General features: G+C 57.5%; 21 protein-coding genes and 1 pseudogene. 6 read left to right on the top strand and 16 right to left on the bottom strand.

The genetic code is table 11. The features are described from left to right. Positions 1 to 359 precede the first annotated feature (359 nt). The 16 genes from PFY00_RS12590 to PFY00_RS12515 form a co-directional block, all read right to left on the bottom strand. Positions 360 to 2,429, bottom strand: a complete 2,070-nt coding sequence (locus PFY00_RS12590) for an FAD-dependent oxidoreductase (RefSeq protein WP_271432900.1) — start codon at positions 2,427 to 2,429, stop codon at positions 360 to 362. A 15-nt stretch (positions 2,430 to 2,444) separates the two neighbouring features. Next, the gene (locus PFY00_RS12585) at positions 2,445 to 3,611 is read right to left on the bottom strand and encodes a Gfo/Idh/MocA family protein (RefSeq protein ID WP_271432899.1); all 1,167 of its coding nucleotides are present in this window, start codon (positions 3,609 to 3,611) and stop codon (positions 2,445 to 2,447) included. A gap of 16 nt (positions 3,612 to 3,627) precedes the next feature. Continuing rightward, positions 3,628 to 4,632, bottom strand: coding sequence for a LacI family DNA-binding transcriptional regulator (locus PFY00_RS12580; protein ID WP_271432898.1), 1,005 nt, complete (start codon positions 4,630 to 4,632; stop codon positions 3,628 to 3,630). 24 nt (positions 4,633 to 4,656) lie between these two features. Beyond that, positions 4,657 to 4,965 (bottom strand): Dabb family protein, encoded by a 309-nt coding sequence (locus PFY00_RS12575; RefSeq protein ID WP_271432897.1) that lies wholly within the window; start codon positions 4,963 to 4,965, stop codon positions 4,657 to 4,659. Beyond that, a complete protein-coding gene (locus tag PFY00_RS12570; RefSeq protein WP_271432896.1) occupies positions 4,962 to 6,557 on the bottom strand; it encodes a GMC family oxidoreductase in 1,596 nt (531 codons plus the stop codon). Before PFY00_RS12570 ends, PFY00_RS12575 begins: the two co-directional genes overlap by 4 nt. After that, positions 6,554 to 8,014: a GMC oxidoreductase gene (locus PFY00_RS12565; protein WP_271432895.1), complete on the bottom strand. Its 1,461-nt coding sequence runs from the start codon at positions 8,012 to 8,014 to the stop codon at positions 6,554 to 6,556. The genes PFY00_RS12570 and PFY00_RS12565 overlap by 4 nt, the downstream gene beginning before the upstream one ends. Next, positions 8,014 to 9,126, bottom strand: a complete 1,113-nt coding sequence (locus PFY00_RS12560) for an ABC transporter ATP-binding protein (protein WP_271432894.1) — start codon at positions 9,124 to 9,126, stop codon at positions 8,014 to 8,016. Before PFY00_RS12560 ends, PFY00_RS12565 begins: the two co-directional genes overlap by 1 nt. Before the next feature lie 56 nt (positions 9,127 to 9,182). Continuing rightward, positions 9,183 to 10,433 (bottom strand): ABC transporter substrate-binding protein, encoded by a 1,251-nt coding sequence (locus PFY00_RS12555; protein WP_271432893.1) that lies wholly within the window; start codon positions 10,431 to 10,433, stop codon positions 9,183 to 9,185. 99 nt (positions 10,434 to 10,532) lie between these two features. Further along, positions 10,533 to 11,414 (bottom strand): carbohydrate ABC transporter permease, encoded by an 882-nt coding sequence (locus tag PFY00_RS12550; protein WP_271432892.1) that lies wholly within the window; start codon positions 11,412 to 11,414, stop codon positions 10,533 to 10,535. Further along, positions 11,414 to 12,307 (bottom strand): carbohydrate ABC transporter permease, encoded by an 894-nt coding sequence (locus PFY00_RS12545; protein WP_271432891.1) that lies wholly within the window; start codon positions 12,305 to 12,307, stop codon positions 11,414 to 11,416. Before PFY00_RS12545 ends, PFY00_RS12550 begins: the two co-directional genes overlap by 1 nt. 92 nt (positions 12,308 to 12,399) lie before the next feature. Beyond that, positions 12,400 to 13,656, bottom strand: coding sequence for an ABC transporter substrate-binding protein (locus tag PFY00_RS12540; RefSeq protein ID WP_271432890.1), 1,257 nt, complete (start codon positions 13,654 to 13,656; stop codon positions 12,400 to 12,402). Between the two features lie 40 nt (positions 13,657 to 13,696). After that, positions 13,697 to 15,220 carry an aldehyde dehydrogenase family protein gene (locus tag PFY00_RS12535; RefSeq protein WP_271432889.1) on the bottom strand — a complete coding sequence of 508 codons (1,524 nt, stop codon included), beginning with the start codon at positions 15,218 to 15,220 and terminating at the stop codon, positions 13,697 to 13,699. Positions 15,221 to 15,223: 3 nt separating this feature from the next. After that, a complete protein-coding gene (locus tag PFY00_RS12530; RefSeq protein ID WP_271432888.1) occupies positions 15,224 to 15,991 on the bottom strand; it encodes an enoyl-CoA hydratase/isomerase family protein in 768 nt (255 codons plus the stop codon). Continuing rightward, positions 15,988 to 17,559 carry an acyl CoA:acetate/3-ketoacid CoA transferase gene (locus PFY00_RS12525; RefSeq protein WP_271432887.1) on the bottom strand — a complete coding sequence of 524 codons (1,572 nt, stop codon included), beginning with the start codon at positions 17,557 to 17,559 and terminating at the stop codon, positions 15,988 to 15,990. The genes PFY00_RS12530 and PFY00_RS12525 overlap by 4 nt, the downstream gene beginning before the upstream one ends. A gap of 119 nt (positions 17,560 to 17,678) precedes the next feature. After that, on the bottom strand, positions 17,679 to 18,065 hold the full coding sequence (gloA2, locus tag PFY00_RS12520; RefSeq protein ID WP_271432886.1) for an SMU1112c/YaeR family gloxylase I-like metalloprotein: 387 nt from the start codon (positions 18,063 to 18,065) through the stop codon (positions 17,679 to 17,681). Positions 18,066 to 18,374: 309 nt separating this feature from the next. Continuing rightward, positions 18,375 to 20,231 (bottom strand): sigma 54-interacting transcriptional regulator, encoded by a 1,857-nt coding sequence (locus PFY00_RS12515; RefSeq protein WP_271432885.1) that lies wholly within the window; start codon positions 20,229 to 20,231, stop codon positions 18,375 to 18,377. A gap of 298 nt (positions 20,232 to 20,529) precedes the next feature. On the opposite strand from PFY00_RS12515, the gene PFY00_RS12510 reads away from it, so the two are divergent. The 6 genes and pseudogenes from PFY00_RS12510 to PFY00_RS12485 all read left to right on the top strand — a co-directional run. Next, the gene (locus PFY00_RS12510) at positions 20,530 to 21,813 is read left to right on the top strand and encodes a CmpA/NrtA family ABC transporter substrate-binding protein (RefSeq protein ID WP_271432884.1); all 1,284 of its coding nucleotides are present in this window, start codon (positions 20,530 to 20,532) and stop codon (positions 21,811 to 21,813) included. A gap of 3 nt (positions 21,814 to 21,816) precedes the next feature. Further along, a complete protein-coding gene (ntrB, locus tag PFY00_RS12505; RefSeq protein ID WP_271432883.1) occupies positions 21,817 to 22,650 on the top strand; it encodes a nitrate ABC transporter permease in 834 nt (277 codons plus the stop codon). A gap of 10 nt (positions 22,651 to 22,660) precedes the next feature. Further along, entirely contained in the window at positions 22,661 to 23,566 is a 906-nt protein-coding gene (locus PFY00_RS12500; protein ID WP_271432882.1) for an ABC transporter ATP-binding protein, read from the top strand. A 17-nt stretch (positions 23,567 to 23,583) separates the two neighbouring features. Beyond that, positions 23,584 to 24,051, top strand: coding sequence for a cyanase (gene cynS, locus PFY00_RS12495; RefSeq protein ID WP_271432881.1), 468 nt, complete (start codon positions 23,584 to 23,586; stop codon positions 24,049 to 24,051). Between the two features lie 7 nt (positions 24,052 to 24,058). Beyond that, the gene (locus PFY00_RS12490; protein ID WP_271432880.1) at positions 24,059 to 24,523 is read left to right on the top strand and encodes a nuclear transport factor 2 family protein; all 465 of its coding nucleotides are present in this window, start codon (positions 24,059 to 24,061) and stop codon (positions 24,521 to 24,523) included. Positions 24,524 to 24,586: 63 nt separating this feature from the next. Continuing rightward, positions 24,587 to 24,832 (top strand): annotated as a pseudogene (locus PFY00_RS12485) (transposase); the annotation flags it as partial. Positions 24,833 to 24,909 lie beyond the last annotated feature (77 nt).

Genomic DNA, 24,909 nt, shown 5'->3' with positions numbered 1-24,909 from the left:
AGAGTGTGGGAGACCGTGAGGTGTTAATCTGGTGTGCCGTGTGGGGGCACCATTAAAATCAATGAATTGTGTGCGCTCTCGGCATGAGTTTGGATTTGGGTCACCATGTCGGAGCGATTGGTCGAGCCATATCCATCCAGAGTCGCTGCGCGAAAAACAACTCGTCTCGACTTAACACGTGCAAGTCAAAGGCTTCTGTTCTTGGCGAGGTGGCCACACTTTCCAATAGCAACGTTCAAATTCATTTCGGTTGCGTCAATGCAGAGGCTGGGAAGCGGTCGTTTGGTCGGAGCGCTCAATGGTTTGCGGACATCTTCACGGTAGACGTCTTCAAAGTGGCGGTTTGATGAATCGAGAGCTTAGCAGGATGCTTCGACACCAGATCTGTAGATATCGCCGGTCAGCCATGCTGGCCAATCGCGTTCAAAAAAGGATTTGTCGCCATCGTAGCATCGGTTCGCGACATCCGTGATGACGAAATTCGTGCCATCAAGACGGACTTTCAACTGGCTGTTCTTGTCGGCCTCTCGTTCGGTGCGAAATCGAACTTCGGGCAGCGGTCCTTGCACTGACATCGGCAATGATTCACCCAGTGGGTCGCAAATCGCCCGGGCGCCACGGCTGCCGCCGCCTTTTGCGATATAGTGATCGAGGGCAGCAAGCACGGCTTCTGACGCAAGCGCCATCTGCTGCCATTGAACCGCGCGGACCATCTCGGCGTTTCGCGCCACAGCGATACCTAAATCATGGATCCGGGTGTTCAGGGCGCGGGCGTCGGTCAAGGCGTCTGACACATCGGCTGGGTTGCACAGAATGCCGGCATGGTCGCTCATGCGGGCCTGCACATCGGCCCGGATGTCCTTCCAGGTCAATGGGCTGTCGCTTTTTCGGTGGCCCGTGACGTTGGATATGGCCGTTGCGGCAGCACCCGACACATCGGATTGCGAGGGCGCGCGCGCGGTACCCGCTGCGCCGATGTGTTCGGCGACCCGCGTGCCAAAGACCTGACCTGCATTCAGGGCTGAACCTCCGGGTCGGGTCGCACCATGTGTGCCCGAGGCCTCACCCACCGCGTAGATGCCTGGAATATTCGTACGTCCCCAAGTATCGACCGCGATCCCGCCATTCATGTGCTGGTTGTTGACCGCGAATTCCAAAGGATCTGCCGAAATATCAACCTTGTATCGCTTGTACAGTTCGATCGCGAGCGGGTTCATGTGGCGCAAGCGGTCAATCGGCAGCGCGTGATCCGCACCGGCGCTGCGCAAATAGTCAGCCACATCGCTGTCCAGGCGCTCCAGACTGAACGGGGCGTCAATCGGTTCTGGATTGCGATTGAAATCCATAAAGACACGGCGGCCTTTCTGGCCTTCACGGAAGATTGCAAGATCAATAAGGCTTGATTGAAAATCCAGCATACGGCTTGCGTGAAAGGGCCATTGGTATCCCTTGCGGAAAATGTTCGAGGCCATTTCCTGCGTAGTCCGATAGTAATCGGCCAGGAAATGACGTTCTGTGCCGTCGCCGTCGACCGAGTAGATGTGCGGGATGACCTGCACATAGGTTCCCGACAGGTTCCACGGGAATCCCTCTCGTCGGGTGCTGATGCCAAACTGGCTTTCGGTGATATTTGTCAGTTCCAGCCCGGCCTCGAGCGCCATGCCCAAGGTGCCGAAACAGCCATTCGGAAACACGCTGTCGCGATACATCTCGCCCGGGCCACCAGCGGCAAATACCAATGCGGAGCAGGGAAAAACAGCCAACCCATAAGGGTTCGCGTCGGTGCTTTCCTTGGGGCGGATGGCCAGCAACCCGGTCACACCCTGCGTGTTCTTCAGCACCTTGATCGCTGTCGTCTGGTTGAAAAACGGGATATCGAGGCGGATTGCCTCTTCGGCCAGAACCTTGACCATCAAGCGCGATGTACGGGGGCCGCATGATGTCGCGCGCCCAACCTCATCGTGGTCGGTCTGATAGCGCAACGTGCCGCCCAGATGATCCTGAGGCAAAGGCAGGCCCAGATACTGTAGCGAGGCCATCGCGCGGACCGAGCCGACAGCCTCGATATAAGCGGTGTCCTCATCCATGGCTCCGCCTGCGCGGATCGCTTCGGCCATGGCCTGAAAGTTGTCACCTTGATCCTTGGTATTGGCGGTGTGCAGGGTCTGTTTGTCCGAGCCGGAACAGGCCGACGTTCCGCCCCATGCGCTCTGACTGACGATCGTCACATCAACGCCGCGCCGCTTCATTTCGACGGCCGCGCGCAAGCCCGCTGCGCCGCTGCCAATGACCAGGGCGCCGGTCCGATAGACCGGCAGATCAAAATCACCGATCCGGATCGTCTCAGCGGCCTTTGGCGCGGGTTTCAGGCGCGGCATCACCACATCTGTCAGCGCATCCAAAATCTTTTGTGGGACGGATAAGGACATGATCGTTCCTTCGGTTCAGGGAATATCGACCCAGGCACGCTTGTCCGAGGAGGCCATGCAGGCATCCACGATCTGACAAATGTGGTGGCCGTTTTCGAAGGTCGGCCACATGGGGGCATTTGACGTGATCGATTTGATCACTTCGGCAATCTCGATGATCTTGCCTTCGTTGTAGCCAAGCGCGAAGTTCGGCAGCGGCAGAAAGGCTGCATAGGTCGGATGCTCGGGGCCGACGTCGATCTCGCGAAAACCGCGTCGTCCGGCTGCATCGTCGTTGGTGTAAAACCGCAGGCGGTTCACCTCGTCGAACGTATAAGAAAGGCTGCCTTTGGTGCCATAAATCTCGTAGGTCTGCATGAACTTGCGGCCCGTGGCGATACGGCTGAAATCAATCAGCCCTTTGGCCCCGTTTTCAAAGGTGCACAGGATGTTGGTGCCATCGGCGTTCGTGACGTCGCCCCATTCCGTGTCTTCGGTGATGTCGGGTGCCGCATCGCCATAGCCAAGACCTTCGATCTTGGGCCGTTTTGGTGCCGTGATGTAGCTGTCTGCGATCAGGGAAGACACCCTGCCGACCAGAAACTCCATGAAGCTGAACACATGGCTGCCCGTATCCCCGATAATACCAGTGGGCGCGAGGCTGCCATCGGCCCGCCACATGTATGGGGCCAGTGGATCGCCGTAGATGTCGATATGCTGGCAGGCCTTGAACAGTTTGATCTCGCCGATCTCGCCTGCGTCGATGATTTCCTTTGCCCTGTCATGGATCGGGTTTCGGGGGAACGAATGACCGACACGGGTGATCAGGCCCTTTTCACGCGCGATATCGGCCAGTTCGCGGGCCTGTGCGGCTGTGTCCGCCAAAGGTTTTTCGCAATAGACATGCTTGCCGGCGAGAAGTGCCGCCTTGGCAACATCGTAGTGCAAATTGTCGGGCAGACAGATGTCGATCAAGTCGACATCGGGGTCATTCACGGCCTGTTGCCAATCGCCAAGAATTTTTGCGCCCGGTGCGCGAAAGGCCAGATCCTTGGCCGCTGCGGGGTTCGCCTCGACAAGCGCAACAACACGGGCCGTTCCACCCTCTTTGCCGAAGAAGTGAGGAAAGCTCTGATAGGCCATTGTGTGGGTCTTGCCCATCCAGCCGGATGCGCCGAGAACGGCAACCTTTACCTCAGTCATGTCAGTGTCCTTTTGTTCAATCGCTGCTGGATGCGCGGATAACCAACCGCACAGGGCTGCGGGATTCGGGGGGTGGGGCCTTGCCTTCCTTGATCCAAGCAACAATCTGCCGCGCGGTTGAGGCGGCGAAATCGGGAATGTTGCAACTGACGGTCGTCAGCGGCGGGTAGCTGTCCTGCCCGTCTTCGATGTCGTCGAACCCAACCACGCGCAGTTCACGGCCCGCCTTGATCCCAAGATCGGGGCAGGCGGCCAGAACGCCTAGCGCAACGAGATCGTTAAAGCAGATGACACCGTCCACGCCCGGATGATCTTTGCGCAGCTGCACTGCCATGGTCTTGCCAAAAGCGCGGGTCGACTGCCCGGTCAGGATCAGGGGTTCATGCCCGTGTTCTTCCAAGACGGAAAGATACCCGGCCATGCGTTCGCGCGTCACGGGACGTCCTTCCAGACCTCCGAGAAAAGCGATTTTCTTGCAGCCCTGAGCGACCAAGTGCTCCGCCGCCAACCGCCCGCCTGTCAGGTAATCGGGCGCGAGCAGCGGAAAGGTACGTCCTTCGGGCTCAAGTGTGCGGAAGACCTGAAGGGTCGGGGTGTTGGCAGCCTCCAGAACGGCCAGCGTCGAGGCTTCGTCACCGTAGGCGGGCGAGATGATGAAGCCCGAAACGCCATGTTCCACCAATGACGATATCATCTGGCTTTGCAGCTTTGGGTCTTCATCCGAATTGGCAAGAACTGTTGCAAAACCAGCCTGTGCCAGCTCCATCTGGAACAGTGCGGCGAATTCGGTAAAGAACGGGTTGCGCAGGTCGTTGATAACAAGCCCGATCAGACCAGATGAAGAAGACCGCAACGTCGCCGCTGACCGGTTATAGACATAACCGATCTCTGCCATCGCCTTCCGCACAGAGGCGCGTGTCTCATCCTTCACCGAAGATGCACCTTGCAAAACAAGGCTGACGGTGGATTTCGACACGCCAGCCTGTTTGGCGACGTCCAGAATGGTGGGGCGGCTTTTCATGTGCAGGTCTCCTTTGCCTCCTACCTACACGTTTAGGTCTAGAACCAGAATGCCGTCGATCCCGCCGACGGCGTTCGCCACAAGCTGACCGCCCAGAGCCTTGTGTTCTTTGTTATCGGCATAGGTCTGCAATGCGTCCCAGCTGTCAAAGTCGATGACAAAGCCGTGCATATAGCCGCGTTCGATCTGTTCGGGGCTTTCGGACCGCCCACCGGTGAAGTTCGCAGCACCAGGCAGTTTATCGGCCAAAGCCGCCAAACCATCGAAGATGCCTTTGATGGTTTCCTCGGACACTTCGGGTTTGAACTTGGTCAATACGATATGGCGGATCATATGGTCATTCCTTGGTCTTGTTTGATCATGTCAGCGGCTTTCTCGCCGATCATAATGGTCGGGGCATTGGTGTTGGAGGAGTTGACGGTCGGCATCACCGAGGCATCCGCAACCCGCAGCCCGTCGATCCCATTGAACTGAAGTCGCGGGTTCAGAACGGCCCCATCATCGGCGCCCATCCGGCATGTTCCGGCGCAATGGTGCGAAGTCTTTGAATGCACGCAGATGAAGTTGAAGTAATCTTCGTCTGTCTTCACATCCGGTCCTGGCAGCCGCTCGGCGAGGATGTATTTGCTCAACGCGGATTGCGAAAGGATATCCTGAACCAGCTTCAGACCTCGGATCGACATTTCTCGATCATAGGGATCTGACAGATAGTTGGGGTCGATCAGCGGCATATCGCTGGGGTTGTCCGATTGGAGCCTGACGGTTCCCCGGGACCGTGGGCGAAGATGGCAGGCGTTCAGGGTCACGCCACCATTGCGCATCGTTGCAACGCCTGCCTCGATCCCGGTTCCAAGCCCCAGATGCATCTGAATGTCAGGGGTTTCGGCGCTCTCATCCGCATACCAGAAACCACCGGTTTCAAAGAGGCTGGAAGCCACGGGTCCTTTGCGGGTGAAGATATATTGCAGCCCGGCGAGAGCGCTGAGGTGCAGCTTGGCGAAGCGATCATAAGTGTGAGGCCCTGTGACCTCGCAAATTGCATAGAGGTCGAGATGGTCCTGAAGATTGGCGCCGACGTTGGGCTGATCATAGACCACGTTGATTCCAAGACCCGCGAGATGGTCTGCAGGCCCAATTCCCGAGAGCTGAAGCAGTCGGGGCGAGCCTATGGCGCCCGAGGACAGGATCACCTCGCGGTCTGCCGTAATTACGGTTCCGTCTGCCATCTCGACCCCGGTTGCGCGGCCATGTTCGACGAGGATGCGCTTTATCTGGGCTTTCATCTGGATGGTCAGGTTTCGCCGACCGCGCGCTGGCCCTAAGAAGGCCATCGCCGCCGAAGAGCGCCGGGCGTTTCTTTGGGTCAGCTGGTAGTAACCGGCACCGTCCTGCTTTTCTCCATTCACGTCAGTTGTCTTGGGAATGCCCATCTGTCCGGCAGCTTCGATAAAGGCATCGCAGATCGGCAATGGCGCAGCAGGCATCGACACGCCAAGCGGGCCGCCCTTGCCATGATAGCGACCGTTGTAGGTGTCGTTGTCCTCGGACTTTTTGAAGTAGGGCAGCACATCCTCATAGCTCCACCCGTCGCAGCCCATCTGCCGCCAGCCGTCATAGTCCTGAGCGGCCCCGCGGGTGTAAATCTGCGCGTTGATCGCGGATCCGCCGCCAATGACCTTGGCTTGGGTGTAGGTGAAAACCTTGTCCTGCATCGCCTTTTGCGGCGATGTCGACCAGCCCCAGGACCCAATGCCTTTTGTCATCTTGGCAAATCCTGCGGGCAGGTGAAAAAACGGATGACGATCGCTGCCGCCAGCCTCCAAAAGCAGGACGCGGGCGCTGGAATCCTCGGACAGACGGGCGGCAATGACAGACCCGGCAGAGCCACCGCCAATTACGATGAAATCATATCCTCGGGCGGTCATGCGGCAAACTCCGTCTCGGTGATGTGGCGCCCGGCCCTCAGGGCCAGGGCTGCAATGGTCAGCGCCGGGTTGACGGCGGCTGAGGTCGGCAGAACGGATGCATCAACAATGAAAAGGTTTGTGTGGTCGTGGCTCCGGCAATGGCTGTTCACAACGCTCAAAGCCGGGTTATTTCCCATCCGCGCCGTGCCGCATTGATGCGACGGTGTGCGCCGGTCAAAAGCCCTCGACAATACGATCGGGAACCCGACGCGCCGCAAAACGGCTTTGAGTTCTTTGACCAATTGAACATGCACCTCCCAATTCGAGCGCTGCCAATCGAGCTTGATTTGCCCATTTTTCAAGGTGACGCGGCTGGCGGGGTTCGGCAGGTCTTCGGACATGGCGTAGAAATCGAAACTGCGGGCGGCAACCATTTGGGCCAGCCAGCGCGGCATCCATGTTGTTGCAGCCAAGATCGGCCCGGTTATCTTACCCAGCATCTGAACATTGCCGAGCGGGGGCCGGCTATTCGTACCTTGGTAAAAATCGTTCAACATCAGTGTTTTCTGATAGATGCTGCGATTGCGTCGCAGCGGGTGCAGGGCCAAAACAGCTGAACAATTGTGGTTCATAAAGTTCCGGCCCACCTGATCTGACCTGTTTGCAAGACCCGTAGGGCAATTGTCGTTGGCAGACCGCAACAGGAGAGCTGCCGTTTGCACAGCGCCTGCCGCCACCACGAAGAGCGGCGCAGTAACCACTTCGCCGCTGTCGAGAACTGCAGCCGTCACGCGCCCGTTTGGATCACTTTTCAGCCGGTCTACAGAACTGCCCGTGCGAAGGATCACGTTCTTATGGTTCAGCGCTTGGGCCAATCCACAGGTCTCTGCATCCATTTTTGCACCGCAGGTGTTGGGGTAGGCATCCCATGTTGTCTGCCCAGCCGCCAACCATTTGCTCACGTCAACGCCCAGCGGGATAGACGAAGGATGCAGTCCCGCGCGTTTCAAGCGATCCCTCAGGGTTGCCATATCCGGTTCATCGCAGACCGGGGGATGCGGGTAGGCGCCGGAATGGAGCGGTTCGGTCGGATCCACAGAGGCATCGCCGTGCACTTGATACAAAGACTCAGCGCTTTGATAGTCGCGTTCCAGTGCGTCGTAGTTGATTGGCCAGTGGTCACTATCAAAATCGGTGGCGCGATACCGGATCAAGGCGGCTCCGTAGAACTTCGAGTTGCCGCCGACGCAATAGTAATTGCCGGGGTTGAACGGCCTATCCTGTCCATCCAACCAGGCTTCGTCGGGGCGGAAAACACCCTTGCCAAAAATTGCATCCACATCGCGATCCAAGGGCGAGGGGCGCAAAGGCTCACCCCGCTCGAGGATCAAGATCCGACGACCTGAAGGCGCCAACGATGCAGCCAGCGTCGCACCACCCATGCCGGACCCGATGATGACGATATCTGCATCCATCAGGGAACAATCCGCATTTCGGTTTCAGGATCAAAGGCTACCGCCTTTTCCATGTTCACAGCGAACGGGAAATCCGCGCCGGGACGCACATCGGCGTCAGATCGCATCCGGGCGATCACATCCTTTCCGCCAAGGGTCATGGTGACAAACGTGTCAGAGCCTGCAGGTTCTGTCACCACAATCCGGTTCGTCATGTGGGCGATATTGGCCGAGTTCCGATCCGCGGCATCTTCATCCGTGATCGTCTCGGGCCGGATACCCAACATAATGTCCCGGCCATTCCAGGCCGCCATATTGTCCTGACTGAAAGGCAGAGACGTCGTCGTTCCATCGTGCAGGGCGACGACGGCAACAGGCTTTCCTGCTTCCATGGCCACCTTTGCGGGTACGACATTCATCGCGGGCGAGCCCATGAATGTGGCCACAAAAATGTTGGCCGGGCTGTCGTATATTTCTTGAGGCGTGCCCAACTGCTGGACATAGCCGCCGTACATGACCGCAATGCGGGTTGAGAGCGTCATCGCCTCGATCTGGTCATGAGTCACATAGACGATGGTGGTGCCCAGCTTTTGGTGCAACTTCTTGATTTCAGTGCGCATATCGACGCGCAACTTGGCATCGAGGTTCGACAAAGGTTCATCGAACAGGAACACATCCGGGTCGCGCACCAAGGCCCGGCCCATGGCCACCCGTTGGCGCTGACCGCCCGATAATGCGCCGGGCTTGCGGTCGAGCAACTGCTCGATCTGCAGCAGCTCGGCGACCTCCTTCATGGCCTTGTCCCGCTCAGGCTTTGGGATGCCGTGCATTTCAAGGCCGAAGGTGATGTTCTGGCCAACCGTCATGTTCGGGTAAAGCGCATAGCTTTGGAACACCATCGCGATGTTGCGCTTGGACGGGTGGACCCCGTTCATGACCTGATCCTTGATGCGAATTTCGCCGCTCGAGATTTCTTCGAGGCCTGCGATCATGTTCAGCAGCGTAGACTTGCCACACCCCGATGGACCGACGAGGACAAGGAATTCGCCTTTTTCGACCGAGATGTCGACCTTGTGCAGCACTTCCACCGCCCCATAGGATTTGGTGGTGTTGTCGATGTCGAGAAAGCCCATTGCTATCGCTCCATTTCTTGAATTGGGGCGAGCGATAGGCACTCGCCCCAGTAGGTTTACAAAGCCAGTTGGATGGCCTCGACAAGTTGCTCGGCGGCCTCTTGTGGCGTCATGTCTGTATTAAAGAACTCGGTGATGACATCCGTTGCAGCTCCAACCACACTGGCCTGTGCGGCGTGGGTTCCGGCAAAGGTTGGCACGGCAGTTCCGGCAACGTCGGTTGCAGAAAACTCCGCCGCCGTCGCCCGCGCGCAAGCATCAAGAGAAGACATGTCCACGTCGGTCCGTGCCGGGATCGCACCTTTTGCCTGATTGAAGGCCACTTGCACGTCCGGGTCCATGATGGCGCTTGCCAGAGTTGCCTGTGCGCTGGCCGCTTCGGGGCGGGGCTGGGTAAAGAAGCTCAGCGAATTGACCAGATAAACAAATCCGCCGTCTCCATTTTTTGGCACCGGTATGCACGCGAAATCCGCGCCCGGTGCTTTGCCGGCATTGGTGAATTCGCCCTTGGCCCAATCTCCCATGATCTGCATCGCGGCTTCGCCGTTGATCACCATCGAGGTCGCGATATTCCAATCGCGCCCAGAGAAGTTTTCGTCGACCATGCCGCGAATTTCAGCCATTTGCGCGAACACGGCCCGCATCGTTTCAGACCCAAGGGCTTCCAGATCCAGTTCAACCAGAGCTTTTCGGTAAAACTCGGCCCCACCAACGCCGAGTACCAGCGCCTCGAACATATAGGCTTCCTGCCAAGCCTGACCGCCATGCGCGATTGGGATAATCCCTGCTTCGACAAAGCGCGGCGCAAGAGCATTGAACTCTTCCCAAGTGGTGGGGTAGGCGGCCCCGATGGCTTCAAAGGCAGACTTGGATGCCCAGATCATATCCGTCCGGTGCACATTCGTAGGCGCGGCGACATAGTTTCCATTGACCTTGTTGAAGTCCTGCACGGCTTGCGGGAGCACGTCATCCCAGCCTTCTGCCGCGGCTACGTCATTCACGTCGCCCAGAATGCCTTCATTCGCCCAATCGATGATGTTTTGTCCCAGCATCAACATGGCGGCGGGCGGATCGCCTGCGGCAATACGGGCCTGAAGCGCAGTTTTTGCCTGATCTCCACCGCCCCCGGCGACTGGGGCATCTTCCCATGCGACACCTGCTTCGACGACCTTGTCTCGTATCACGCCCAGTGCTGCCGCTTCGCCGCCCGATGTCCAGAAGTGCATGACTTCTACACTACCGTCGGCAAAGGATGCGGTCGGTGATAAGACCATGGCTGTCGCCATAAGCTTGGCAATCTTTTTCATTTGTGTTTTTCCTCTCACGTTGGGATCGGCTCACGAAACCGATGGTTGTTGATCTCAACATGGTCGGAAGCGATTGCAGTCGACTTCCGACCAACTCTTTTATCCTTTCACTGATCCAGCCATCAGACCGCGCACGAAGTAGCGGCCGGCGACGATGTAAACGAGAAGGGTCGGCAGCGCGGCAAGGATCGCGCCTGCAAAGTGAACGTTGTATTCCTTAACCCCGGTGGATGACTGAACGAGATTGTTCAAAGCCACAGTCATTGGCTGGCTGTCCGCCCCGGCAAAAGAGGCGCCGAACAGGAAATCATTCCAGATGTTGGTGAATTGCCAGATGATCGAAACCACCGCGATGGGCCCAGACGATGGTAACAGGATCCGCCAGAAGATCTGGAAGAATCCGGCCCCATCAATCTGCGCGGCGCGTACCAGTTCGGTGGGAAAGACAGCATAATAGTTGCGGAAATACAGGGTCGTGAAGCCGATCCCATAGACCACATGCACCAGCACCAGCCCCCAGGTTGTGCCCGCCAAACCCATCAGGCCCAGCATCCGCGCCATCGGGATCAGAACGATTTGAAATGGGATGAAGCAGGCAAACAACATCAGGCCAAACAGGATGGTATCCCCACGGAACCGCCACTTTGTCAGCACGTAGCCATTTAGAGCCCCGAGAACGGTCGAGATGGCCACAGCCGGGACGACCATCTTGATCGAATTCCAGAAATAAGGCTTCAACCCGGTCGGATCGACCCCGATCTGCGCTGATGACCAGGCCTTGGCCCAGGGATCAAGCGTGAAAACCTTCGGCAGGTTCATCATGCCGCCACCGGTGATTTCGTCCAGCGGCTTTACCGAGTTCACGACCATCACATAGAGGGGCAGCATGTAGAACAGCGCAAACAAAAGCAGGACAAGGTAGATCAGTGTCCGGCTTACCCGGCCGGTGCGAATGGCGGTGTCTTGGGTGGCAACAGACATTATTTCTTCTCCCGCAATTCGGCATAGAGATAGGGGATCATGATCGCGGCAATGGTCATCAGCATGATCGTGGCGGATGCTGCGCCAATTCCCATCTGGTTGCGGCTGAAGGTGTAGGAATACATGAAGGTCGCAGGCAGCTCGGTCGCACGGCCGGGTCCGCCGCCTGTCAGCGCAATGACCAGATCAAACGTCTTGATGGCCAGATGGCTCAGGATCACGAAGGCCGACAGAAAGGCAGGGCGCAACTGCGGGATGATGATCCGTCGATATAGGTTCCAGTTCGACGCGCCATCCATCTGGGCCGCCTTCAGGATCTCATTGTCGATGCCGCGCAATCCGGCCAGAAACATCGCCATGACGAACCCGCTGGTCTGCCAGACTGCCGCCAAAACGACCGTGTAAATGGCAAAGTCACGGTTTTTGATCCAGTCAAATTCGAACGTCGTCCAACCCCACGTCTGAAGCACGTTCTCAAGCCCGATGCCGGGATCCAGAAACCACTTCCACGCAGTTCCGGTCACGATGAACGACAGCGCCATGGGGTACAGGTAAATCGTGCGAATGACCCCTTCGGCGCGCACCTTCTGGTCTAGAAAGATCGCAAGGCTCAGACCCAGAACAGTGCAGATTGTAATGTATAGGGCAGCAAAGATGCCCATGTTCGTGAGCGAGATTTCCCAATGGCTGAGCCGCCAGAGCTTGGAATAGTTTTCCCACCCGACCCAGCCATAGGACGGCAGTAAACGGCTGTCGGTAAACGACAAATATACCGAAAAGACAATGAAGCCGTAGACAAAGACCAGAACCATGGCCAGCGATGGTGACAGCACCAGCTTGGGCAACAAGGACTGTAGTCGCGTCTTGAAATCCGCGTCGGCAGTATGTGCCATCACGCGCCCCCTTTAGGCTGAAGAATGAGATTGTTTCGAGTGCGGCAGGGCGGAGTGTTGTCCGCCCCACCACCGGGAGGAACGCGCAGGATTTACTGTGCGATTTCTACCGCTGTTACGAGCTCTTCGACGGCGGTTTCGCTGTCGAATTCACCGTTGAAGTGGGCCGTGATCACGTCATACATGGCGTTTTTCACAGCCGCTTCGTTGGCGTGGCCATGGGCCATGGAGCCAAACAGGTTGCCACTGGAGGCTGCCGCAGCCAGATCGGCCATGCCTTGCTTGCCGCAGGCGTCAAAGTCAGCGTCAGAGACGTCTGTACGGGCCGGAACCGATCCTTTGACAACGTTGAACGCGGACTGGAAGGAAGGTGACAGAATTGCCGAGGCAAGAGCCGCCTGTTCCGCAGACACCGAACCACCCTGATCGAACATCATGAACTGGTCGGCATTAAAGGTGACCTGATCCTGCGTGCCCGGGAAGCGGAAGCACAGGAAGTCTTCGCCCGGCACTTGGCCTGCATTCAGGAATTCACCCTTGGCCCAATCGCCCATCATCTGGAAACCGGCTTCGCCATTGATGACCATGGCTGTTGCAAGGTTCCAGTCGCGGCCCGAGAAGTTTTCGTCGACATTTGCGCGGATCACGGCCATCCGGTCGAACGCTTCTTTCATCGCGTCACCGCCCAGAACCTCTGGGTCAAGATCCACGAAGGCAGCCTTGTAACCGTCCGGTCCAAGCACAGACATTGCCACGCCGTCAAAGACAGTTGCTTCCTGCCAAGCCTGGCCACCGTGCGCGATCGGGGTGATACCTGCGGCTGACAGGGCTTCAAGCGCCGCGACAAAGTCCTCCCATGTTTCCGGCGCGGCGATGCCATTGGCGTCGAGAACCGCCTTGTTGGCCCAGACCCAATTGGTTGAGTGGACGTTCACGGGGGCGGACACCCATGCGCCGTTGACCTTTGCAAACTGTTGCAAGGCCGTTGGTACCACTTCGTCCCAACCTTCAGCGGCCGCGACCTCGTTCAGGTTCGCCAAGGCACCTTGGTTGGCCCAATCTATGATGTCAAAGCCAAGCCCCTGAACGGCTGTTGGGGCATTGCCAGCGGTGACGCGGGCGCGCAGCACGGTCATCGCCTGTTCACCGCCGCCGCCAGCAACCGGCATGTCGGTCCAGCCGATGCCCTGACCTTCCAGATCGTCCTTGAGCACGTTCAGGGCCGCAGCTTCGCCACCGGATGTCCACCAGTGCAATACCTCTACACCACCGTGTCCATCTGCTTTGACTGAACCGACAGTCGCCGCCAGTGCCAAGGCAATCGCCGTTGTTTTCAAATAAAAACGCATGTTGTTTCCTCCCATATCGCGTTGCGTTTGGGCGCGTCTTTTACGCGCTCATCGTTACCCAAGGTGTGCGGCTGTCGCGTCCCACGCGCATCACCAGCGATTTCACCTCGAGAAATTCGTCAAATCCGTATTTGCCGATCTCGCGGCCCTGGCCGGATTGCTTGACCCCGCCAAAGGCAAGCTCGGGGTAGCCATCCATCCATGTGTTCGTCCAAACCGTGCCCGCATGGGCGCGGCGCGAGAATTCGAGACAGGCGTGGATGTCATTGCTCCAGATCCCCGCGGACAGCCCGTAGTCGCTGTCATTGGTCAGCGTGATAGCCTCGTCGAGCGTCTTGAACGTGAGAACGGACAGGACCGGGCCAAAGACCTCTTCGCGGGCGATGGCCATATCGGGGCTGACATTCGAAACCACGGTCGGTTGGTAAAACTGTGGACCAAGCCCATCGATCGAAAGTGGCGCGCCGCCGATTTCAACCTTGGCGCCTGCCTTGATTGCGTCCTGCACATAACTGTTGATCTTGGCGTTGTGCTCAGCCGTGACGATCGCGCCCACCTGTGTGCTGTCATCCAGCGGGTCGCCAAAGCGCACCTGCCGGGACAGCGCGACCACGCGGGCCACAAAGGCCTCGGCGATATCCTCGTGCACGATTATCCGGCTGGAGGAATTGCAGCATTGGCCCACATTGAAATAGACGCCAAAAGTCACTGCATCGGCGGCTTGTTCAAGATCCGCATCTGGCATGATCACCTGCGGGTTCTTGCCGCCAAGCTCCAAGGCGACCTTTTTCAAAGTCCCGGAAGCGGCCTGCGTGATCAGCTTGCCCACGGCGGTCGAGCCGGTGAAGGTCACCATGTCCACGTCTTTGTGTGTCGACATCAGGCTGCCGACAGGTTGGCCGTAACCGAGCACGATATTGCACACGCCTGCGGGCAGGCCGGCTTCGATCAGCAATTCGCCCATCATCACTGTCGAAGACGGCGTCATTTCGGAAGGCTTCACAACAACTGTGCAGCCCGCGGCAAGGGCGAAGGGCAGTTTCTGGCTGAGGATCCAGAAAGGGAAATTCCAAGGCGTGATGATCGAAACGACACCGATAGGCTCTTTGACCACGACGCCCAGCATGTCCTCGCCCAGACTATTATGACTGTCGCCGTGGGACGTCCGCGCGAGCGATGCGGCATACCGCCAAAGGTCCGCAGCGCCGCCAACCTCGCCCCGCGCCTGGGAAATCGGCTTGCCGCTTTCCAGCGTTTCTTGCACGGCGATCCGGTCAACATTGGTTTCGATCAGGTCCGCAACCTTGAGAAGCACGGCCGCGCGGTCCCTGGCGGAAATCCGGCTCCAGATCCCGGCGTCAAAAGCGCTGCGGGCAGCGGCAATCGCGGCCTCGGATTCAGCCTCACCGCCCAGGGCGCTGCGGCTCACGACAACATCATGGGATGGCGAGACACGCTCAAAAGTCTCGGGTCCATCGACCCAAGCGCCGTCAATCAGGTGCCGGCCGGCGAAAGCCGGGGGCAGATCAAAGGCGGTTGCCGCATTGATGGTCAGATCTTTCATCTTTTATTGCCCTGTAAACTTGGGGGAACGTTTGGTCAGAAAGGCATCAACGCCTTCATTGCGGTCCGCGCTGGCACCGGCAGCCGCCGCGCCCAAAGCCTCGATTGCAGCGCTGCGGTCTTCGCCTACGGCACCGTGGATCATCGCCTTTGTGATTTCGTTCGAACGGGGCGACACATCAGCAAGGTCCGATGCGATCTGTATGGCGACGCCCAAGACGTCCTGAGCCACGTCAGCCGCGAAACCGATGCTCATCGCGCGCTCGGCCGAAATGCGGCGACCGAAAAGGGCCATTTCCTTTGCGACAGCTTCTGGCAACAACCGCATCAGGCGCTGCGTGCCCGACCAACCCGGCACGATCCCGACCTTTGCTTCGGGCAAGGCCAACGTCGCGTCCGGGGTCATCACGCGGATGTCGCAGGCCGCTGCCAGTTCAAGCCCGCCGCCGAAAGCATGGCCGTTCAACGCGCCAATCGTGGGTTTCGACAGCCGGGCGAGGCGATCGAAGATCCGATGGCCATTGCGCACCCAATCGCGGGCAAACTCTGCAGGCGACAGTGCGCCCCATTCGGCAATGTCAGCGCCGCAGCAAAACGCTTTCGCGCCCGCTCCGGTCACAATGACAGCGCGCGTGTTGGCGCTGCGGTCTATCTGGGTCAGGTGATCGTCAAGCGAAACCAGCATCGCCGTGGTCAAAGCGTTCAGCTTTGCTTCGTTCGTGACGGTCAGCACCGCGATGGCGCCTTTATGTGACAAGGAGATCGTACTCATAGCGCCAGCCCCATTGGTGTATCCGCCAACAGCGCTTTCGGCATGGTTTTTGCGTTCTCCGCGACCTGCACCCGGCCTTGGGACGGGCCTACGATATGTTCCTGTGGATCAATGCCGGGCATGATTTCAGTCGCGACCAAGCCGTTGCCCTGCAGTGAGATCACGCAGCGTTCGGTGACATAAATCACGTTCTGACCCTGCTCTCGGGCACGCCTGCCGGAAAAGGTCACATGTTCAACCTCATCCACCATTTTGGTGAACTTGCCGGGGGTTTCGATGTTGATGCCCTTGTCAGTCAGGCCAATCTTGGCCCCTGCTTCGAACCAACCGGAAAAGACGATGTTCTTTGCCTTGGCGGTGATGTCGACAAAGCCGCCGCAACCTGCAGTCAGATAGGGTTTCTTGCCTAGCTTGGAGACATTGACGTTGCCTTCGACATCGACCTCAAGGAACGACAGGAACGACATGTCAAAGCCGGCGCCCTGAAAATAGATGAACTGCTGGGGTGACGGAACAAATGCGTCTGCATTCGAGGCGCAGCCAAAGGCGAAGCCTGTCAGAGGCATGCCGCCCACGGCGCCTTGCTCAATCGCCCAGGTAACCGCATCCGGATGGCCTTCTTCCAACAGGACCCGCGGGACCATGGCGCTGATGCCAAAGCCCAGATTGGCAGTCATTCCGCGTTTCAGCTCCATCGCGGCGCGGCGGGCGATCACCTTTTCAACCCCATGTTCCGCATAAGAAAAGCTGCCCCAAGGGCGCATGATTTGACCAGAAATCGCAGGGTCATATTGCGTTTCCGTGGTCTGCTTCTGATCGGGGTCGATGACGACGCAATCAACCAGATGACCCGGCACGCGTACATCATGCGGACGCAGCGATCCGTTCGCTGTCACCCGTTTGACTTGCGCAATTACCAGACCGCCGTTGTTGCGCGCTGCAATGGCCTGCTCGAGCCCGCCCAGATAGGCGCCCTCATGTTCATAGGTCAGATTACCACGCTCATCGGCGGTGGTGGCGCGGATGATGGCAACGTCAGGCGCGATATTGGGAAAGTGCAGCCAGGTTTTGCCGTCAAACTCTGCACGCCGCACGATGGGGGAGGATGCGCCCCTTTCGTTCATGGCGCAGCCTTGGCGCATGGGGTCAACAAAGGTATCGAGCCCGACGTCGGTCAGAACTCCGGGGCGCATGGCTGCGGCCTCTCGGTGCATGTCGAACATGATGCCGGATGGAACGTTGTAAGCGGCCACCCTGTCTTCGACGATCATCTTCCAGATTTCGGGCATCGGGGCACTGGAGGGACCAGACGGGTAGGAGCCGGCCAGAACACGCGACAGCAATCCGTCTTTGGCGATGTGGTCCATGCCTTTCACGCCATAAACATCGCCGGCTGCGATCGGGTGCAGGGACGTGATGTTTTGTGGATGACCTGTCGTTTCAAACCGAGCGCCGATAGCGGCCAACACGGCATCCGGGCATCCCAGTGTCGAAGAGGAAGACACGGTCACGACGGCCCCATCGGCAATCTGCGCGACAGCATCTGAAACCGGCACCACTTTGTTCATCTTGTCCTCCCTGCATTCCACAATCATCTGATTTGGAACGTTCCATTAATTGCTATTGGAACGTTCCATTTTTGACAAGCAGAAATCTTTTCTGGGAAAATGTGTTCTACTACAGTGTATTAGGGGGATTCGTAGAGTTCGAGCGGCAGGCCGTCGGGATCTTTGAAGAAAGTGAACCGTGCTTGTGTGTAGGGATCGATTCGAACTGGCTCCACCTCAACACCCTGGGCTTCCAATTGTGAAATCACATCGTCAAAGTCTTGCACACGAAAGGCCAGATGCCGCAAACCACATGCTTCGGGGCGGCTTGGGCGAGCAGGGGGATTGGGGAAGCTGAACAACTCGAGCTGACCGCCATCGGCCAAGGCTAGATCAAGTTTCCAGGACGCGCGGTCCTCACGATAATTCTCGGCCAAGATTCGCAAACCCAGAACATCGCAATAGAAGGCTTTCGAAGTTTCGTAGTCTTGAACAATCAAGGCGGCGTGGTGAAAATTCAGTCGCATGGCTTTCCCGTGGTGGATCCCAGCAGGACCAGCGGTAACCCAATCGAGACAATTCGACTAGAGCTGTGTCGATCCCGCCATATGGCTGCAAAACTCAGCCTGCATACCCCTTTGGATTTCCCAATCCTGAGTTTTTGTTGATAGTCTAAAGCGCACCCATGGCCAGTTGGCAGCCGGCAACGATCGGTATGTTTGGGGCACTGAGGCAATGTATCTGGGCAAAGGGAAAACGCGTAAGGGACCACGTCGTTTTCGACATGTTAGTGATCCAGTGAGCCACAAAAGACGCGCGGTCCGGGACCCGTGGGCTTACCAGTCCTCTTCGCTCAACCCGAGTTTCTTGATCCGCGAGTAAAGGGTCGTCGGCTTGATCCCCAGCAATTCTGCGGCACCCTTTTCACCTGAAACCCGGCCACCGGCTTCCTTCATACAGGCTATGATATTCAAACGTCGAAACTGTTCGACCTCTGCCTCTGTCAGCAAGGTGGACTTGGGCAAAGCGCCGTGAACCACGTCGGTTTGTATTTCGACCTGCAGTTTTTCGGATTGCGACACGATGGCCCCGCGCTCAATCACGTTGGCCAGTTCGCGCACGTTGCCGGGCCAATGATACTGCTGCAGTTTCTTCATGGCGCCTTCGGTAACGACCGGAACCTTGCGACCAAGGCGTTTGCAGGCGATGCGGAGAAGATGAGCCGCCAGAATGGGTATGTCCTCAGGGCGATCCCGCAAGGGCGGGCAGACTATCGGAAAGACACCAAGGTGCAGCATCAAATCCTGCCGCAAACGCCCGGCCTGCACTTCGCGATCAACATCGCGACTTGTCGAAGCGATGACGCGCAAGTCGAGGCTTCGGGCGCGATCATCGCCCAAACGGATCACTTCGCGGTTCTGTAGCGCGTCCAGCAGATGGCCCTGTAGCTCGATGGGAATGTCCGCGACCTCATCTATGAACAATGTGCCGCCGTGGGCCAGTTCCAGCTTGCCCGGTCTATCCTTGAGCGCACCCGCAAAGGCCCCGCGCACCTGACCGAATAACTCGCTTTCTATTTTTTCGGGGCTCACGGCACCGGCTTTGAAGTGGATCATCGGACGACGTTTGCGGCTGCTTTCGTCATGAACAGCCGAAGCAACCAGCGACTTTCCGACGCCGTTCTCTCCATGGATCAGGACACTTGTGTCGGTGGGCCCCACCAATTCGATCTGCGTGATGATGCCCTGGATCGCCTCTGAACGGCCGATGATGTCGTGATGTGCGCGCTCAATACTGATCGCTTCTTGCAGATAGGCGTTTTCCTCTTCCAGCTGATCGCGCAGGGCGGCAACCTGATCCATTGCCTCGCGCAGTCTGCGTTCATTCTCCCAGCGTTCGGTGATGTCGCGAAAGATCACAACGGCGCCGACCAGCTGTCTGCCATCGTAAATCGGGGTGGAGACGTATTCGACCCGGATTGGCTTGCCATCCTTGCGCCAGAACACCTCGTCTTCGATCCGGTTCACCTGCTCATATCGAAAGGACTGGTAGATCGGGCATTCATGCGACGGGTAGTGATCCCCGTTCAGGTGGTGATGGTGAATTTTCGCGTGGATATCACGGCCAAGCAGATCTTCTGTTGTCCAGCCCAGCATTTCCTGCGCGGCACGATTAACGAATGTCGTTTTGCCGTCTGCGTTCACGCCGTAGATCCCTTCACCGGCCGCATTCAAGATCAGTTGGTTTTCGCGCTCCAGATCCGCAAAAAAGCTCTGCGCCCGCTGCCACTCAATAAGACCGCCATTGTAGATGTTCCCAGCCGCAACCTCTGCGGCGTGTTGATCCAGACTTTCCAGATCGAGCACATGCAAAAGGAGCATTTCTTTGCCGTCGTGCTCAAGCGAACGCGCTGTGATCTCGGATTGGAGCGGCCCGCCATCTGCGTTGTGCAGTGTCACCTGCCGGGTCCAGGCGCTGCCGCGATGCAGAACCTCGGTTATGAAGACCACGAAAGTATCCATTCCGTCAGCGACGAAGCGGGCGAAAGGTGAGCCTTGCAAAGCGTGATCGGCGAGCAGTGTTTTGGCCTCGGGTGTTGCGGCCAGAATGATGTCCTGAGCAAGGTCGATCACAACAGTGGGGCCAAAGGCACCGGCGAGCAGGGAATCGTAGGATGTGTCCGTATCAAGCATCCCAAGAGGCGATGCGGAAACCTTTCAAAGCTCAATACGAAATGTCGTAAATTACGAAAATTCGTAACAAATACGGTGTCTGCTGGCGATTATTGCCTTGAAATTAATCAATAAAACAAATTTTCAGAATATCGGCGAATGCCTTCATTTGCGGTTTTGACCCTGCCAGCATGTTGGAAACAACAACCGAGGGCACAACATGTCTATCAAGTCTCTGGGGAATCCCTTCTCTTCAAAAACTGATTTGCGGCACGCTGCCGACTGCAGCTGTCACACCTGTAAAACGACCCTGCCGGAGGTGGATGACAGCATCGATCTGTCCACTTCAGAAGGAATGCTGGAACGCGCGGTTGAAAGCGCGATTGTCCGGTCGGTCTTTGGCCAGAGCGACATTGGACGTCGGTCGTTTATGGGGATGATGGGCGGCTCCACGATGGCAGCTGCGCTTGCTTCGGTCTTTCCGCTCAACGAAGCGAAAGCCGCCATTCTGGATGAACTGGGGCCGCCGGAAAAAACAGACCTCAATATCGGTTTTGTCCCAATTACCTGCGCGACACCAATTATCATGGCGCAGCCTTTGGGCTTCTATGAACGCTATGGTCTCAATGCTCAGGTGATCAAGACTGCTGGCTGGGCTGTTGCGCGCGACAAATCGTTGAACGGTGAATATGACGCGTCACACATGCTGACGCCGATGCCCTTGGCGATGACGCTCGGCGCAGGCTCAGTTGCAGAGCCGTACATCATGCCGGCTGTGGAAAATATCAACGGTCAGGCCATCGTTCTGTCGAACGAGCATCTGGACAAGCGCGATCCGTCACAGTGGAAGGGCTTTACCTTCGGCGTGCCGTTTGAATTCTCCATGCACAATTTCCTGCTGCGCTACTACGTGGCCGAATTTGGTCTGGACCCTGACGTCGATATCCAGATCCGCGTTGTGCCTCCGCCAGAGATGGTGGCCAACCTGCGGGCAGGGAACCTTGACGGCTACCTCTCGCCGGATCCGTTTAACCAGCGGGCCGTTTACGAAGGCATCGGCTTTTTGCACCTGCTGACCAAGGAAATCTGGGAAGGCCATCCATGCTGTGCCTTCGCCGCGCCGCTTTCCTTTGCGACAGAGCTGCCAAACACCTATGGCGCGCTGCTGAAATCGATCATCGACGCAACGCAATACGCGTCAAACCCCGAAAATCGCAAAGAAATCTCGGCCGCGATTGCCCCAACGAACTATCTGAACCAGCCGGTCACTGTCATCGAACAGGTTCTGACCGGTACTTATGCCGACGGTCTGGGAGAGGTGAAACGTGTGCCTGACAGGATCGACTTTGATCCGTTCCCATGGCACTCCATGGGGGTCTGGATCCTGACCCAGATGAAGCGCTGGGGCTACATCGAAGGCGATGTGGATTACCGCGGCGTGGCTGAACAGGTCTATCTGGCTGCCGACTGCAAGAAGGTCATGGAAGACCTTGGCTATTCCGCGCCCGATATCACCTACAAGTCGCATACGATCATGGGCAAGACCTTCGATCCGGCGTCGCCAGAAGCCTACGTAGACAGCTTTGCAATCAAGAAAGGGTAAGGGATGGACACCTTATCCCTGAACCAACGCGCGGCACTGTTGTCTGTGTTCATGCTCGTTGTCGGCCTCCTGATATGGGAGGCCGCCATACCCGGCCAGAAAGCCGTGGGCGAGCTGACCGAATACGAACGTCTGACCGGTGGTGGTGCACCCAAGGCCGGTGTGCCCCCGCCCAGCGACGTGATCGCCAAGGCCTGGGAGCAGCTAAGCAATCCGTTCTATGATGCCGGGCCCAACGACAAGGGGATTGGTATTCAGATCGGATATTCAATCTACCGGGTCCTGACCGGGTATTTTCTGGCGGCTTTGGTTGCGATCCCATTCGGGTTTCTGATCGGGATGAGCCAAGTTGCCTACAAGGCGTTCAACCCGTTCATTCAGGTCTTGCGGCCAATCTCACCACTCGCGTGGATGCCTCTGGCGCTGTTTATCATCGGTGACAGCGAAGCCTCGGCCATCTTTGTGATCTTCATCTGCTCAATCTGGCCAATGTTGATCAATACGGCCTTTGGTGTCGCAGGTGTTCGCGAGGACTGGGTCAACGTTGCCCGTACGCATGAACTGAGCCCGATCAAAACGGCCTTTACCGTGATCCTTCCTGCCGCCGCCCCGACCATTGTGACGGGTATGCGGATCTCGATCGGGATCGCGTGGTTGGTGATTGTTGCGGCTGAGATGCTCGTGGGTGGAACAGGCATTGGCTACTACGTCTGGAACGAGTGGAACAACCTCGATCTGACCTCAGTCGTTTTCTCAATTCTCATGATTGGTGTGGTGGGCATGCTGCTGGATGCCTTGTTCGGCCTGCTTCAGCGCCGCGTGACCTACGCCGAATAAAGGAAGACCCATGAAGCCATATCTAAGCATCGAGAAACTCACCCAACGTTTTCCGGATGGAAACGGCGGCGAGCTGACTGTCTTCGAAGACTCCACCTTCGGGGTCGAGAAGGGCGAGTTTGTGGTGATCCTCGGCCACTCCGGCTGCGGCAAGTCAACGATCATGAACATCCTCGCGGGACTGGCCGAGCCAACCAGTGGAGGTGTCATCATGGACGGCCAAGAGGTGAAGGGCCCCAGCCTCGACAGGGGGGTGGTATTTCAGAACTATTCTCTGTTGCCCTGGCTGACGACGCTCAAGAACGTCACCTTCGGGGTATCTGCCCGCTATCCGGATTGGAGCAAAGCCAAAGTCGAGGCGCATGCAACAGAGTTCCTCGCCATGGTTGGCCTTGAAGGGGATGTCATCCACCGAAAACCCAGCCAACTGTCTGGGGGTATGCGTCAGCGTGTGTCAATTGCGCGGGCGTTTGCGAACCATCCAAAGCTGCTTTTGCTGGATGAGCCATTTGGCGCTCTGGATGCACTGACACGCGGCACCATTCAGGATGAATTGCTGAAGATCTGGGGTCAGATGGAGCAGACGGTCTTCATGATCACGCACGACATCGACGAAGCGATCCTGCTGGCGGACCGTATCTTGCTGATGACCAACGGCCCGCAGGCGCGCGTGGCCGAAAGCGTCGAGATCACGATCCCGCGTCCGCGCAACCGGACCGAGATCGTCGAACACCCCAACTACTACGCGATCCGCAACCATCTTGTGCAGTTCCTGGGCAAGAGATCGAAAGAACTGGCAGGTCAGCCCACCGAGCCGGGCCAATCCAATGCACCAGAAACTGTCCGCATCGACAAAACGGAAAGTGCAGACGAGCCAGAGGAAAAACGACCCGCCTTAAAGGCCGTGAACAGCTAACTTCGGAGGAGACCAACATGAAAGACCTCGCAATGACCGAAATGATGAGCAAAGAAGACGTTACCGCCATGATCCTGTCTGCCAAAAAGCAAGCTGGCATGACATGGGAAGAGATCGCTGAAAAGATCGACATGTCCCCGGTCTGGACCCATTCTGCCGCCATGGGGATGAACGCCTTTCCAGCCGACAAAGCCAAGCTGATGGTCAGCGTCATGGGCCTTCCGCAAGAGGCAGAAAGCGTTCTGGCCGAAAGCCCCACCAAGATCTGGGAACAGGCCGTGCCGACAGATCCCTGCATCTACCGCTTTTACGAAATCGTTGGCGTCTATGGACCGACGCTCAAGGCGCTGATCCAGGAAAAATTCGGCGACGGGATCATGTCCGCGATCGACTTCGACATGTCCGTGACCCGCGTCGAGAACCCAAAGGGTGACCGCGTGAAGGTTGAGATGTCGGGCAAGTTTCTTGGCTACAACTCGTGGTGACGGCACAATGACACGTTTGCCAGTGCCGCCTTTTACCTATGATGATGCAGTCAAGAAAGTGCGTATGGCCGAGGATGCTTGGAATACGCGTGATCCGGACAAGGTGGCGCTGGCCTACACGGCAGACACAAAGTGGCGCAACCGCTCTGAGTTCCTCAATGGCCGGGACGAGGTGCGCGATTTTCTGACCCGAAAGTGGTCACAGGAAAATGGGTATCGGTTGATCAAGGAAATTTGGGCACACGGAGATAATCGCATCGCCGTGCGCTTTTGCTACGAATACCACGACGAAGCGGGCAATTGGTTCCGCGCTTATGGGAATGAGAATTGGGAATTCGACGCGGAAGGCTACATGGCCGTGCGACACGCTTCGATCAACGACGTCGCGATTTCTGAGGAAGAACGCCTGTTCCACTGGCCCCAAGGGCCGCGCCCCGCAGACCATGACGGATTGTCCGAACTCGGGCTCTAGGATCAGAGCCCATTGAACTCCGCTTGGCGTCATGTTTCACGGCTCGAAAACCGAGCGGTGAACATGTCTGATCATTTCTGGCTAACGGATGCTCAGATGGCGCGTCTTGAGCCTTCCTTCCCCGAATTCTATGGCAAGCCTCGTGTCGTTGACAAGCATGTTCTGGGCGGGATAATCTTCTTCAATCACAATGGCTTACGATGTCTGGCTGCACCGAGTGAATATGGCCTGCACAAAGCGTTCTACAACAGTTGGACGCGTTGGAACGAGAAAGGCATCTTTGCCCAGATGATGGTCAGCCTAGCGGCCAATGCAAAATTGCCGCTTACACCCGTGAACTAGTTCAAACGTTGCAAAAGTGACAACGAGCTTTCTAAAGCCATCCG

It is taken from the genome of Thalassococcus lentus, from assembly GCF_028023555.1.
Lineage (GTDB): Bacteria > Pseudomonadota > Alphaproteobacteria > Rhodobacterales > Rhodobacteraceae > Thalassococcus_A > Thalassococcus_A lentus.
The sequence above is the reverse complement of the archived record's forward strand: the minus strand, read 5'-3'. Positions and strand labels throughout refer to the sequence as shown.